Below are 13,342 nucleotides of genomic sequence, written 5' to 3' on the forward strand. Positions count from 1 at the left end.
AACAAATGGGATAAACAATCTAGTATGAATCGCTTGTTACACCGCCGTTGATTTCTGTGCAAGGCTTCGCTTTCCGCGGGCGGCCGGTGAGCCTCCTTGGCGCTTATGCTCCTGCGGGGTCTCACCTATTCCGCTTTTCCCGCAGGAGTCTTCGCCTTGCCCTCCAATCAACAGCTAGAAGCACCTAGATTAAATCTACGTTCACCCTCATAATAAAAAATCCGAATGAGTTTGATTCTTAATCAAGAAACAAACTCGTTCGGATCTTTCTTCAACTAACATACTTTTGTTCCAGCCTCTTTTTTAATGATTAATTTCTTGTTCCCATAAAGGAATCGTAAGGGAAACGCTGGTTCCTTCGCCAACAGTGCTTTTAATCTCAAATGTTCCTTTATGCTGATACAAAATGTTTTTAATCACAACAAGTCCAAGACCAGTACCTGAGGGCTTCGTGGTAAAAAAGGGCTTTTGAATGTGCGTAAGCAAATGTGAAGGAATGCCGACTCCTGTATCTTTAATGAAAATAGTAAGATCTTTAGTATGCTGAGTAACGTTTAAATGAATTTCTCCTCCGCTAGGCATAGCTTCGAGCGCATTTTTTAACAAATTAATGAGTACTTGCTTAATTTGATTGGCATCACAGCAGATGTATGTATGCGGGGCTTCCACCTGCGTTTTAACTACGACATTTTTTAATACACATTCTGATTCATACAGAAGAATAACGTCATTTAAAATAGTAGAGAATGCATGCTTTTTCATAACCGTATCATGAGGTTTAGCGAGCAATAAAAATTCTCCAACGATTGAGTTAATACGATTCAGTTCACTAAGCATGATGGTTGTATAAGAATGATAGCGGCTGCTGTCTTCATGAATAAGCTGAATAAACCCATTCAGAGAAGTAAGCGGATTTCGAATTTCATGAGCGATTCCCGCTGCCATTTCGCCGGCTAGAGATAACTTATCGGTTTGGCGAAGAAATTTTTCTGTTTCCTTTTCTTCGGTAAGATCGCGTGAAATACCAAAAAGCGCAACGACCTGTTTATCACGATTAAAAATAGGTGAAACAGTGCTTTCTACATCAATTATTTTTCCGTCTTTTCGCTTGTCCTGGGTTTCAAAGGCTACTAGCTTTTCTCCTTTTTTAACCCTTTCTAATCGGCTTTCAGCGTCGCCTTTTAAGCCGGCAGGAATAAATGGAATGGCTTTTCCCACAATTTCTTCAGCTTTCCATCCGTATATTTGCTCAAAAGCATCGTTTACTTTAATCACTTTACCGTCTAGACTGAACACGGCAATGGCGTCGCGATTGTATGTAAAAAAAGATTGTAAATACTCTTGAGCTGAATACAGTTCATCTTCGGTTTTGTTCATTTTGACTGTCGTAATAGCAATCAGTTTTTTAGAGAAATGAGCACAGTACAACAAAATAATCATTGTGATCAGCGTAAACAAAATGAAATAAACGATATCTAATTTCACGAAAGTTACAGATGTAAAAAGAGTGTTGCTTACATAAAAGTACAAAACAATTATTATGGACATTAATGTAGAAATTACAATAGCGACATAGCTATAATAAATAAAGCTAACAATAATTCCAAGAAACAAAAATAAATAATTAATAACAGCAGGTTCAATAGATGTCATGTACGCAATATAGGCATAATAGCATATAAAAAAAGAATACATAATGATAGCAGGATGAAAACGAAAGTAGTACATAGCCGTCACTATTAATAATAAAATTCCTCCGCTTATAAAAACAATCATATGAGGATCAGCTGCAATAAAGTGGTATAACACAATGTGGACAAAATATAGCAGCCAAAAAATAAGTAAAAGAATAAAATTCCGTTTTTTTATGAGGTTGTGTGATTCCATAAAAAATCCCTTTCTTAAATGGTGAATAATTTTATAGGAGAATAACTTTATAGTCAGCTAGTCGCACGATATAGTGATATATCACTCATATTAGCATAGTTACAACTGTGTGAATAGCCGAATTGAGCACTTAGACCAAGGAAGATAGATCTAGAATACAGCTAGTCATAAACTATTAAGGAAATATGAGGGGAATATGAACGAAATGAAGGGGATGTAAAGCTTTTGTGATAACCTTGTAAAAATGAACTTTTTTCTAATTGGATAGGCTATACTGCCAGTAGAGCCATATGAATGGTGACTACATAGAGGCTCAGATGATTCGAAGGGAGACGGTAAAATGAACAAAAGTTTATTAGTCAAGTTATTTGGATCACTTCTAGCAATTATGTTAATCACAGCATGCAACTCACAAACGGATGAAAAAGACGCCACAGAACAGCAAACAGAACAGTCGGATGATACTCAAGCGGAGGATACAACGACAGATGATTCACAGGAAACAATGAAGCAAGACGAAGCAGATGATTCATCTGGGGATGAAGCAGCTGATGATCAAGAAGAATCAACGGATAGTGCTGACGAAAAAACAGATGAAAGTAAATAAACGTAAGTATTTCTATAAAAAAAGCGACTCAAGTAGAGTCGCTTTTTTTATTAGTTTTGTACGGTGATTTCGCTTGCTTCATTTAACGTTACGTTCACTGTCGATACGTCTGCGTCATCTAAAAGTAAGTCTGTAATTCGATCTTCAAGCTGTTCTTGAATTGCTCGGCGGAGCGGTCTAGCACCGAATGCAGGGTGATAGCCAAGTTCAGCCAGTTTTTCTTTTACCTCATCTGCTACGCTCAGCGTAATGTTTTGTTCTTGTAATGTTTCTTTTAATTCAGCAAGCATAAGGTCCACGATTTTAATCAAGTTGTCTTTTTCAAGATGATTAAATTCAATGATTGTATCAAATCGGTTTAAAAACTCTGGTTTGAAATAAGATGAAAGTGAATCTAAAACGGATGCCTGTTTAAGTGCGTCATTTTCTGCGTCAAACCCAACCGTAATTTTCTTTTCACCTACACCAGCGTTACTTGTCATAATGATAACTGTGTCTTTAAAGCTTACTGTGCGACCTTGACTATCTGTTAGACGTCCGTCTTCTAGAATTTGCAGAAACATATGCTGAACGTCTGGATGAGCTTTTTCAATTTCATCTAGTAAGATGATGGAATAAGGATTACGGCGTACTTTCTCTGTTAATTGTCCTGCCTCTTCGTGACCTACGTAGCCAGGAGGTGAACCGATTAATTTAGACACCGCGTGTTTTTCCATATATTCACTCATATCTAGACGAACCATAGCATCTTTTGAGCCGAATAGTTCTTCAGCTAATGTTTTGGTTAACTCTGTTTTACCGACACCTGTTGGGCCGACAAATAAGAATGAACCAATTGGGCGATGCTTCGCTTTCAATCCAGCGCGAGAACGTCGAATCGCTTTTGCTACTTTTTCTACAGCTTCCTGCTGTCCGATTACTTTTTGAGCTAAGTGCTCTGCTAAATGCTTCATTTTTGCTGATTCATTTTCTTGAAGTTTACCAACAGGGATACCCGTTTTCTTTTCAATAATTGCTTGAATGTCAGCGATATCCACATTCATTTTTTGCTGTTCTTCGTTTAGTTGTTTTTCAAGAGCAGCTTCTTCATCGCGCAGTTTTGCCGCTACTTCATATTTTTCATCCTTTAGCGCCTGCTCTTTTTCTTTTGTAATTTCTTTTAAGCGAGCGGCCGCGTCGTCTTTATTTGTAATGCCTGCCTGTAAGTTCATTTTTGAACCTGCTTCATCTAGCAAGTCAATTGCTTTATCAGGCAAGAAGCGATCTTGAATGTAGCGGTGTGATAAATTTACACAAGCGCGGATCGCTTCATCTGTATAGCTAACGCCGTGATAATCTTCATATTTACTTTGGATTCCTTTTAGAATTTCAACGGCTTCTTCTACAGACGGTTCGTGAACCATAACCGGCTGGAAGCGTCGTTCAAGAGCCGCATCTTTTTCAATGGAACGGTACTCTTTTAAAGTTGTCGCTCCGACTACTTGAAGTTCGCCTCGTGCAAGAGCTGGTTTTAAAATATTGCTTGCGTCCATTGAACCTTCCGCTGAACCAGCTCCTACAAGAAGGTGAATTTCATCGATAAATAAAATCACGTTTTTTCGCTGTTGAAGCTCAGAAATTAACTGCTTCATGCGCTCTTCAAATTGACCGCGCACGCCGGTATTAGCTACGAGAGATGCTACATCTAACAGATATACATCTTTATTTAGCAGCTTGGCAGGAACTTTTCCTTCCGCAATTTTTAAGGCTAACCCTTCAACAACAGCTGTCTTACCAACACCAGGTTCTCCGATTAGCACCGGGTTGTTTTTATTTCTTCTATTTAAAATTTCAATGACGCGCTCTACTTCTTCTTCGCGGCCAATAACAGGGTCAATCAATCCCGTTTTCGCAATTTGAGTTAAGTTTCGACCAAATTGATCTAAAAAGCCGCCGCCATTTCCTTGCTGTGGCTGCTCCGGTGCAGCTTGTTCGTGCGCCATTTGATTGAATAAATCATCGATGTTCATAAAGCCGCCACCTCCAAAACCTGATGGGATTTTATGTTCTTTCATTAGTGCTTGATAACATGTATGACATAAACGATATTGAGATTTTTGGTTATTTGTTTGTACATTTAATTGAATAGATGCTTCACGTTTATTACAGTTTTGACAAATCATTTAATTAGCCTCCCTAAATGATTTTAATCGAAGATCAGCAGGTGTTTGACCTTTCTTGACCTTTCGTAATTTTATTATACTTTGACCTTTTTTGACTTTCAAGTCTTTTGCTTAAAAAATTTTTGAAGGAAGTTCCTCGCTTATGTACAAAAGGCAGTACATTAAAAAAAGATGTGTTTTATGTGTACCCGTTCTATACATGTAAAAACATAAGAGGCATTTTGTACAATGATCTGCTTGGAGAGGGAATTAATATTAATAAGAAGAAAAGTGGAAAGATGAGTGCAGAGCTTACCGTTGGATAAAATAAGTTATTGACAGCAAGAAGGATAAAAATTATACTCAAGAAGGTTTGCACTTAACTGCATAAAAGCATAAAAGCGTTTAAGTGAAAAAGAAAGATAGAAAGGGAATACCTCATGAAAAAAGAAATTTCATTTATACAATCAATAGCGGTGGTTTTGGTTCTATTAGCTATTATTTTTGTTTCATTATTTACATTAAAGCTGCCGCCTCATATTCCGCTGATATTTGGTGTAGCATTTATTAGTGTGATTGGCTTTTTGTTGAAATATAAGTGGACAGAAATGGAGAAAGGGATTTTAGACGGTGTTAGACTGGGCATTAAGCCTATCCTTATTTTAATGCTGATCGGGATGCTTATTGCGATTTGGATGGTAGGAGGAACGATACCGACGATTTTATCCTACGGTTTCCACTGGATTTCACCGCAGTACTTTTTAATTAGTGCTTTGGTTATTACCGTATTAGTTTCAACATTCACGGGAAGTTCATTAACAACCGTCAGTACGGTAGGGGTCGCTTTATTTGGCGTAGGAACTGCTATTGGTGTACATCCAGGGCTAGCAGCGGGGATGATTGTTTCAGGAGCTGTGTTTGGAGATAAGATGTCTCCCTTGTCTGATACAACAAATTTTGCTTCTGGTATCGTTGAAGTCCCGCTTCCTAAACATATTCAGCACATTACGTGGACGACGGTTCCAAGTATTGTTATTACAGCAATCATTGCACTGGTAATCGGAATTAACGGAAATCAGGAAAGCGTCAATTACGGGGAAATTCAAGGAATTCAAGACGCATTAAAACATACGTTTAATTTACACGTGTTAACGTTGCTTTCTCCACTTTTAGTTCTTATTTTTTCGATGAGAAGAGTCGATGTACTGCCAACGTTAGTTTTAGGTATTGTAACGGCCATCATTACAGGAATGGTCACACAGCATGAATTTACGCTGAGTCAATTGCTAGGCGTTCTTCAAAGCGGGCCGGCAGTAGAGTCAGGAAATAAAGTAGTGGATGCGATTGTGAATAAAGGGGGACTGCAGTCCATGATGTTTTCTATTTCCCTTATCATGATTGCCTTGTCGCTAGGTGGCTTGATGAGAGCCGTTGGAATTATTGATGCTTTGTTAGAAGGATTAGCAAAACAAATTCGCCGCAGCGGAGACGTTATTTTTGCTACGCTTCTATCTTCAATTGGAGTGAACGTTATTACAGGCGAACAGTATTTATCGATTCTCTTGCCTGGACAGACGTTTAAGCCGCTGTATGAAAAATGGAATTTAGATCCAAAAAACTTATCACGAACGCTTGAAGACGGCGGAACGGTTATTAATGCTATTATTCCGTGGGGTGTCAGCGGTGCTTTTATTTCAACTGCATTAAATATTCCCGCAGCTGACTATATTCCATTTACATTCTTTAGCATTCTCTGTCCGATCTTTTCAGTTATTTTAGCATATACAGGCATAGGCATTGCCAAGAAAAAAGCTCAGTCTTAACTGGGCTTTTTTTTTGGAAAAAGGACAGGTAAAAAACGACAAAAAAAGTATCATTCCACTTTTCAAATCTATAATTTAATAATACAATTTACTATACGTCTTTCTTGTTAATGTATTTGTATGAATTCTTATTTCTTTACAGATGAAGAAATTTGAGTTTTGCGGTATGATAAATAAGCTGTATTGGCGATGGGATGAATGCCCTTTTTAGCAAACATTTAAGAAGGGTAAAGCCAAATGAAAACACTCATTATAAAAGAGAAAAGATATTTATTGAGGAGAGGGTTTCTGTTGAAAAAATGGGGCATCATTGCATTAATCACTGTAGCTGTGCTCGGTGTGACAGCGGTTTTCAACCGAGCTGAAAGTGATGATGTAAATAAAGAAAAATTGAATTTATTATCGCCTTATTCAAATAAAGTAGATGTATATAGCATTACGTATCCTAGTGATAATTTAAAGATAAAAGGGTTTTTAGTACAGCCTAAAGACATTGCAGACAAACATTATCCGCTTTTAGTATATAATCGCGGAGGAAATCGCGAACATGGCATGATTCGCGCAAAAACACTGCAGTACTTATCATATTGGGCAAGTAAAGGCTACGTGGTGGTTGCGACTCAATACAGGGGAAATGGCGGAAGTGAAGGTACAGAGACGTACGGCGGTAAAGATATTGACGACGTGTTAAATCTTATTAAGTGGGGAGAACAGCTTCCTTATGTAAATCACCAGCAAAAGGTAGCGCTAGGATATTCACGCGGCGGCATGATGACGTATTTAACGATGAAAAACGGCGTTAAATTTGATGCAGTTGTCGTACAATCAGGTATTACAGACATGTTTCAATTCTATGATCAAAGAGGGCCTGAAATGAAACAAGTGCTGCGGACGATTGTAGGAGATCCGGCGCAGTATCCGGAGAGGTATAAAAGTCGTTCTGTTGTTTATTGGAGCGATAAAGTAAATTCACCTCTTTTGATTTTACAGGGTGATCATGATCGTAAAGTTCACCACACGCAGGCTGAAAAGCTTGTGAAACAATTAGATGAGCAGGGAAAAGAATACAAATATGTACTGTACAAAAACGGAGACCATCCGCTAACTGCTTATTATGATCAATATAACGCGGAAATTGATAAATGGTTTAAAATACATTTAGCTAAGCAGTAAAGAAATTGGAAGCAGTTTTGATGAATGGAAAAGAGCAGCTTGTTTGATCCTACTACATGTAAGCATATAAAAAGGGGATGAAGCAAAATGACTCAGTCTAAAAGTCAAAAAGAGCGTCAGTGGAATGTGCGAAAACAATCACAAAACCCATCGCATGGAAAAGTGAAATCTTTTGAAGAACTATCAGAAGAAATCACGCCTAAACGTAAATAAGGTAACCACCATATAAAGGAAGATACAAAAAAGGAGAGCTGAAGCTCTCCTTTTTCTATATTTGTTTATGGATTTGTGGACCACATGCCCGCAGATTTGATAAAAATACGAGGATGCAATTTTAATTGTGCGACCATAATTTCTGCTAAGTCTTCAGGCTGCATCACTTTATCAGGATTGCCATCCGTTAAGTTTTCTTTATACGCTAATTCCGTTGCTACTGTACTTGGTGTTAGAGCTGTTACACGAATATTGTGTTTGCGCACTTCTAACGCTAGAGATTCAGTTAAGCCGAGCACGCCAAATTTTGAAGCGCTGTAAGCACTTGTAACGGGAGCGCCTTTTTGACCAGCAGTGGATGAAATATTGATAATGTCTCCACCATTTTTTTCGATTAATTGAGGTAGAACGGCGCGCGTTACGTAGTAAACGCCCATTAAATTCACATCAATGATTTGTTTCCACTCAGCTGGGTCTAGCTCTAAAAAGCTTCCGAATTTACCGATTCCTGCATTGTTGATTAAGATATCCGTTGCCCCTAATTTTGTATGTAGATGCTCAACTGCTGCGTTTACTTCTTCCATAGAAGAAACATCTGCTGTTGAATAAGCAACTTGTACATCAAATGCTTCTAGTTCAGAAGCAACAGCCTTTAAATCTGCCTCTGTACGAGCAATTAAACCGATATTTACGCCTTCTTTTGCTAATTCAATCGCAGTTGAACGACCGATGCCTTTTCCTGCTCCTGTAATAAGAGCTACTTTGCCTTTAAGTGATTGTGCCATGTATAGACTCCTTTCAATGTTCCGCATAAACATTCTTCATAATAACAAAGAATTATCCATTACTATCCTATAGAAATGCACAAATGATGTCAAAAATAAAGATTATTAAAATGGCTTCAAGTATAAATTTCCTTTTCATACAAAAACTATAGAGACTAAAAAGAAGAAATTCCGTTTCTTTTCGTTCAATGTAGTGGAGGATGAACAATGCGTATAAAAAAACTATCTGAGTTAACGAATAAATCCAAACAGCGGAAAGAAAAAGCTGACGAATCGAAGGACTCGAAGGACACTAAGGATACTAGTGCTTCTTCTACACAGGAAGAGCAGAAATTATCTGAGAGGGCGGGAGATAATTTATCCCGCATGAAAAAAGCATTGGGACAGAGCACGGATTTAGTTGTGCGAGAGTTTCGAATTTCGATTGAAGAAAAATTTACTTTAGGTGTTGCTTACATCGACGGATTAGTAAATAAAGACGAAGTTGAACACTATGCGCTAGACTCCATTATGCACTATCACGATGAACATTTAACACATGATGATGGCATTGTTAATATGTACGAATTGATTAAAAGCTATAGTTTGGCAGCGGGTGAAATCATGGAAGCAAAGACATTGGATGATGCTCTTCTTCATGTGTTATCAGGAGATACCGTACTGTTTTTAGAAGGATATCAAACGTGTATTGTGGCAAGTACAAGAGGGTGGAGAGACAGGGCTGTTTCTGAACCACAGTCTCAAACCGTTGTAAGAGGGCCTCGAGACAGTTTTACAGAAACACTGCGAACCAATACCGCATTGATTCGGCGCCGAATAAAATCTCCAAAACTTTGGATTGAATCACAGCAAATAGGAGAGTTTACAAAAACGGATATTGGGCTCGTTTATATAGACGGCATTGCGGATGAACAGGTCATTCAAGAGGTAAAGGAGCGTCTTTCCAAAATTGATATAGACGGTATTTTGGAGAGCGGATATATCGAAGAGTTGATTCAAGATGAAGATTATACACCTTTTCCTACTATGCATAACACGGAGCGTCCAGACTCGGTGGCAGCAGGTCTTTTAGAGGGGCGAATAGCCATTTTAGTAGACGGTACACCTTTTGTATTAATGGTTCCTGCCTTATTTATTCAATTTTTTCAAGCGGCCGAAGATTATTACCAGCGCGCAGATATTAGTACATTGATTCGCTTAATGCGCTACATGGCATTTTTCTTAGCTCTTTTAACACCTTCTGCTTACATTGCTTTAACTACTTTTCATCAAGAGATGCTTCCTTTTGCTTTGTTAATTAGTATTGCAGCTCAAAGGGAAGGTGTTCCGTTTCCTGCTATTATTGAAGCGTTTATTATGGAAATTACGTTTGAAATTTTGCGAGAAGCGGGAGTCCGATTGCCTCGAGCAGTAGGTTCAGCTATTTCGATTGTGGGAGCACTCGTTTTAGGAGAAGCCGCCGTACAAGCGGGATTAGTTTCACCTGCAATGGTTATCGTTGTATCCATCACCGCTATTAGTAACTTTGTGTCACCCGTGTATGATATGGCTATTGCAGTAAGGATGCTGCGCTTTATCTTAATGGTTTTAGCAGCTACTTTTGGCTTGTTCGGTATTATCCTGGGGCTAATTTTAATGATTTTACATTTATGCAGCTTAAGGTCATTTGGAGTCCCTTATATGACACCTATGGCTCCATTTGTGAAGCGTGATCAAAAGGATGTTCTGATTAGACGTTCGATTAAAAAAATGAAAACAAGGCCAAAGCTTATTAACGAGAAGAATATTTCACGTCAAAAGACGCAAAAAAACTAAACTGTGTAAAGGTGGCCGTTTACTATGAAAGCATTTCTAATGTTATGTATCTGTTCATTGCTATTAAGCGGCTGCTGGAGCAGCCGAGAGTTGAATGAGCTAGCCATTACGGTTGCCGTCGGAATTGATAAAGCAGAAGATGGCATCATTGTAACAGTTCAGCTGATTAACCCTGGTGATATTCAGGCCAAAACCCCTACAAACGGGCCTTCTGTTACCACATTTTCTATTAAGGCTTCGTCTGTAATGGAGGGGTTAAGAAAAATAACGACAAAATCTCCGCGGAAAATTTATCTTTCTCATTTACGAATGCTAGTGCTTAGCGAAAGCATGGCGGAAGACGGTATTGCTGAAGTGCTTGATTTCTTTGCTCGGGATCATGAAGTGCGTACCGATTATTTTGTTGTTGTGGCTAAAAACACGAAAGCATCGAGCGTTTTGAACGTATTAACAACAATCGAAAAAATACCAGCTAACCATATGTTTGCTTCATTAGACGTGTCACAGCGTATTTGGGCACCTACTAGAGGAGTAAAGTTAAATGAACTGATCAGTAACTTAACCAGCGAGGGAAAGCAGGCGGTATTATCAGGGGTATTGGTGAAAGGCAATGTGAAAAATGCAGGAGATATGTCCAGCATTTCTCGCACCAATCTTTCCACACTGCTCAATTTCAAAGGATTAGGTGTCTTTCAAAATGATAAGCTTATCGGCTGGTTCAATGAAGACGAAAGTAAAGGATATAACTATATTACAGGAAATGTAAAAAGTACGTTGATTGTTATTCCATGCGAAAAAAAAGAAAAACAGCATGATATCATTGGAGTAGAAATGCTTCGAACGAATGTCAAGGTGACAGCTACGATGAAAAATCATAAACCTCATATTCACGTTGATTTAAAAGGAGAAGCGAACGTGGCTGATGTAGAGTGTCAAGTGAATTTACAGGACCCAGCTGTAATCAATATGCTCGAACGAAAAACAGCAGCTGACGTGAAAGAAAAAATGAATGATGCAGTAGAAAAAGCTCAAAAAACCTATAAAAGCGATATCTTTGGTTTCGGCGAAGCGTTTTACAGACAAGATGTAAAGAGATGGTACAAAATGAAAAGAGACTGGAACAGAATTTACGCAGAGAATTTAACCGTCGATTTAGATGCAAAAGTTCAAATCCGTCGCTTAGGCACGTTAAATAACTCATATATGAAGCAAATGAAGCATTAAGGAGAAAGAAAATGGAGGGATTTATCGCCTTACTTGTACTGCTTGCTTATTTGACTAAAAAAATAATGATCAACTTCCGAAAGGAAAAGTATTATCGTGAGATAGTCGTCTACCTTTGTCTTATAGGTTTGGGTCTATTCTTTTGGGGAGCGATTACACTCCGTAAAGAAGTTCCTACGCCTCTGTACTTTTTAGAGGCACTAATTAAGCCTCTTACTAGAACCGTTCATCATTTGTTATTCACGTGAGCAAGCATGTAGGAGAGAAGGTGTGTATGATGCAAATAAAAGAATTTATTAGTCCGAAACAATTTCTTTTTCTCATTTATGTTTTTTGTATCGGAAGCGCCATCTTGGCAGTTCCCGCTACATTATTAGAGACGAATAGACAAAATGCGTGGTTTTGCGGTGTGCTTGCTATTGGCTTTGCACTTTTAATCGTTGCGGTGCTTTTATGGCTGATTCAGCGTTACCCTCAGCAAACATTCATTCAAATAGCTAAAAAGGCGCTAGGTCCTTATGCAGGAACGTGTATTTCTCTTATTTACATTTTCTTTATGTTCATTCAGTCTACGTTTTCGCTTCGAGATATCAGTACATTCATGACGACTCAAATTGTCCCTGAAACTCTGCCTACGTGGATTCATGCTCTTGTTCTTTTAGCTGTTATATACGGAGGGTATCTAGGTATTGAAGTGGTAGCAAGAACCGCGGAAATCTTTTTGCCTTGGATTGTGGTCCCCTTTTTATTGTTAATTGTTTTAAATATTCCTCAGATGAAAATTGATCGTCTTTATCCTTTTTTTGAATTTAACATGGATGATTTAGTATTAGGGACCACTTATTTTTTAGGAAACCCGTTTATGGAATTGGTTTTTATTCTAATGATTACGCCTCATATAAAAGATGGAAAAAAGGTAAAAAGAATGTTTGTTATCGGCACTGTCGCATCGGGCTTGACGATTACGATTGCAGTTGCGGCTTGTATATTAGCTCTTGGCGCGAATATTGCATCGATGCACAGCTACCCAGTTTATTTATTAGGAAAAATGATTTCGTTAGGTGCAACGATTCAGCATGTTGAAGTATTAGTAGCTATTATTTGGATGTTATCTATCTTTTTTAAAGTTGTTATTGTGTTCTATGCTATTCAGTTAAGTATCGTCCAATTGTGTAATTTACGGGTGCGCAATTTTTTAAGCTTTCCTTTAGGTCTAATTATTACAGGCGTGGCGTATTACATTATTCCTAATACAGCGTACTTCAATTATTTTGAAAAATATTACTGGCCGTTTTATTTATTTGTACTAAGCGTCTGTTTTCCGGTGTTATTTATTGCGCTTTCTTATATAAAGAAACATAAGGCAGCTAAAGGCGATAGAAGCCAACAAACATAGCATTATTCATACGCATGTGGTATAATACGATGACAATTCAAGAAGAAACGCCGTACACGTTTGTATATGTACGGGAGAGGTTCGAAAACTCCCTCTATAAAAAACTAAGATCATCGTTGATGACAAAAGACACGGTTTTAGCGTGTCTTCTTTCACGTGCTTTTCTATCAACGCGTCTTTTTGACGTGTATGCTGGCGAGGACGTGTATCTTAGTTGCTTTTTAGGGAGATTGCTGGAAAAGAGCAGTCTCTTTTTTGTGTTATAAAATTAGTCACAA

At 38.2% G+C, this 13,342-nt stretch carries 12 protein-coding genes and 1 riboswitch; of the genes, 8 read left to right on the forward strand and 4 right to left on the reverse strand.

What is annotated here, in order from left to right; translation table 11 throughout:
- Positions 1–36 precede the first annotated feature (36 nt).
- Positions 37–171: a hypothetical protein gene (locus AC1D0Y_RS08840; RefSeq protein WP_255256572.1), complete on the reverse strand. Its 135-nt coding sequence runs from the start codon at positions 169–171 to the stop codon at positions 37–39.
- A 132-nt stretch (positions 172–303) separates the two neighbouring features.
- Positions 304–1,887: a PAS domain S-box protein gene (locus AC1D0Y_RS08845; protein ID WP_028407899.1), complete on the reverse strand. Its 1,584-nt coding sequence runs from the start codon at positions 1,885–1,887 to the stop codon at positions 304–306.
- A gap of 340 nt (positions 1,888–2,227) precedes the next feature.
- Here AC1D0Y_RS08845 and AC1D0Y_RS08850 point away from each other — a divergent pair, with 340 nt between their 5' ends.
- Positions 2,228–2,494 (forward strand): hypothetical protein, encoded by a 267-nt coding sequence (locus AC1D0Y_RS08850; RefSeq protein WP_013055972.1) that lies wholly within the window; start codon positions 2,228–2,230, stop codon positions 2,492–2,494.
- A gap of 50 nt (positions 2,495–2,544) precedes the next feature.
- On the opposite strand, the gene AC1D0Y_RS08855 is transcribed toward AC1D0Y_RS08850, so the two are convergent.
- A complete protein-coding gene (locus AC1D0Y_RS08855) occupies positions 2,545–4,656 on the reverse strand; it encodes an ATP-dependent Clp protease ATP-binding subunit (protein WP_060746720.1) in 2,112 nt (703 codons plus the stop codon).
- A gap of 419 nt (positions 4,657–5,075) precedes the next feature.
- Here AC1D0Y_RS08855 and nhaC point away from each other — a divergent pair, with 419 nt between their 5' ends.
- From nhaC to AC1D0Y_RS08870, 3 genes are all read left to right on the forward strand, one after another.
- A complete protein-coding gene (gene nhaC, locus AC1D0Y_RS08860; RefSeq protein WP_477707509.1) occupies positions 5,076–6,458 on the forward strand; it encodes a Na+/H+ antiporter NhaC in 1,383 nt (460 codons plus the stop codon).
- Positions 6,459–6,749: 291 nt separating this feature from the next.
- A complete protein-coding gene (locus tag AC1D0Y_RS08865) occupies positions 6,750–7,631 on the forward strand; it encodes an alpha/beta hydrolase family protein (protein ID WP_014461062.1) in 882 nt (293 codons plus the stop codon).
- Positions 7,632–7,718: 87 nt separating this feature from the next.
- Positions 7,719–7,844 carry a DUF6254 family protein gene (locus tag AC1D0Y_RS08870; RefSeq protein ID WP_013082238.1) on the forward strand — a complete coding sequence of 42 codons (126 nt, stop codon included), beginning with the start codon at positions 7,719–7,721 and terminating at the stop codon, positions 7,842–7,844.
- A gap of 65 nt (positions 7,845–7,909) precedes the next feature.
- Here AC1D0Y_RS08870 and AC1D0Y_RS08875 read toward each other — a convergent pair whose 3' ends face one another.
- Positions 7,910–8,629 carry a 3-ketoacyl-ACP reductase gene (locus AC1D0Y_RS08875; RefSeq protein ID WP_060746722.1) on the reverse strand — a complete coding sequence of 240 codons (720 nt, stop codon included), beginning with the start codon at positions 8,627–8,629 and terminating at the stop codon, positions 7,910–7,912.
- Between the two features lie 207 nt (positions 8,630–8,836).
- On the opposite strand from AC1D0Y_RS08875, the gene AC1D0Y_RS08880 reads away from it, so the two are divergent.
- From AC1D0Y_RS08880 to AC1D0Y_RS08895, 4 genes are read left to right on the forward strand one after another with little or no spacing between them, the layout of a single operon-like run.
- Entirely contained in the window at positions 8,837–10,444 is a 1,608-nt protein-coding gene (locus AC1D0Y_RS08880; protein ID WP_060746723.1) for a spore germination protein, read from the forward strand.
- A 24-nt stretch (positions 10,445–10,468) separates the two neighbouring features.
- Positions 10,469–11,668 carry a Ger(x)C family spore germination protein gene (locus tag AC1D0Y_RS08885; RefSeq protein WP_060746724.1) on the forward strand — a complete coding sequence of 400 codons (1,200 nt, stop codon included), beginning with the start codon at positions 10,469–10,471 and terminating at the stop codon, positions 11,666–11,668.
- Between the two features lie 11 nt (positions 11,669–11,679).
- Complete coding sequence (locus AC1D0Y_RS08890) at positions 11,680–11,916, forward strand: hypothetical protein (protein ID WP_013055980.1); 237 nt, start codon at positions 11,680–11,682, stop codon at positions 11,914–11,916.
- 26 nt (positions 11,917–11,942) lie between these two features.
- Positions 11,943–13,064, forward strand: a complete 1,122-nt coding sequence (locus AC1D0Y_RS08895; protein ID WP_477707510.1) for a GerAB/ArcD/ProY family transporter — start codon at positions 11,943–11,945, stop codon at positions 13,062–13,064.
- A 70-nt stretch (positions 13,065–13,134) separates the two neighbouring features.
- Positions 13,135–13,178, forward strand: a riboswitch (PreQ1 riboswitch).
- The last annotated feature ends 164 nt before the right edge of the window (positions 13,179–13,342 follow it).

It is taken from the genome of Priestia sp. P1_B12_1, assembly GCF_056406695.1.

Excerpts from the sequence above, each read along its gene's own strand:
- AC1D0Y_RS08845 (WP_028407899.1), bottom strand. The coding sequence starts at position 1,887 with ATGGAATCACACAACCTCATAAAAAAACGGAATTTTATTCTTTTACTT.
- AC1D0Y_RS08850 (WP_013055972.1), top strand. The coding sequence starts at position 2,228 with ATGAACAAAAGTTTATTAGTCAAGTTATTTGGATCACTTCTAGCAATT.
- AC1D0Y_RS08855 (WP_060746720.1), bottom strand. The coding sequence starts at position 4,656 with ATGATTTGTCAAAACTGTAATAAACGTGAAGCATCTATTCAATTAAAT.
- nhaC (WP_477707509.1), top strand. The coding sequence starts at position 5,076 with ATGAAAAAAGAAATTTCATTTATACAATCAATAGCGGTGGTTTTGGTT.
- AC1D0Y_RS08870 (WP_013082238.1), top strand. The coding sequence starts at position 7,719 with ATGACTCAGTCTAAAAGTCAAAAAGAGCGTCAGTGGAATGTGCGAAAA.
- AC1D0Y_RS08875 (WP_060746722.1), bottom strand. The coding sequence starts at position 8,629 with ATGGCACAATCACTTAAAGGCAAAGTAGCTCTTATTACAGGAGCAGGA.
- AC1D0Y_RS08880 (WP_060746723.1), top strand. The coding sequence starts at position 8,837 with ATGCGTATAAAAAAACTATCTGAGTTAACGAATAAATCCAAACAGCGG.
- AC1D0Y_RS08885 (WP_060746724.1), top strand. The coding sequence starts at position 10,469 with ATGAAAGCATTTCTAATGTTATGTATCTGTTCATTGCTATTAAGCGGC.
- AC1D0Y_RS08890 (WP_013055980.1), top strand. The coding sequence starts at position 11,680 with ATGGAGGGATTTATCGCCTTACTTGTACTGCTTGCTTATTTGACTAAA.
- AC1D0Y_RS08895 (WP_477707510.1), top strand. The coding sequence starts at position 11,943 with ATGATGCAAATAAAAGAATTTATTAGTCCGAAACAATTTCTTTTTCTC.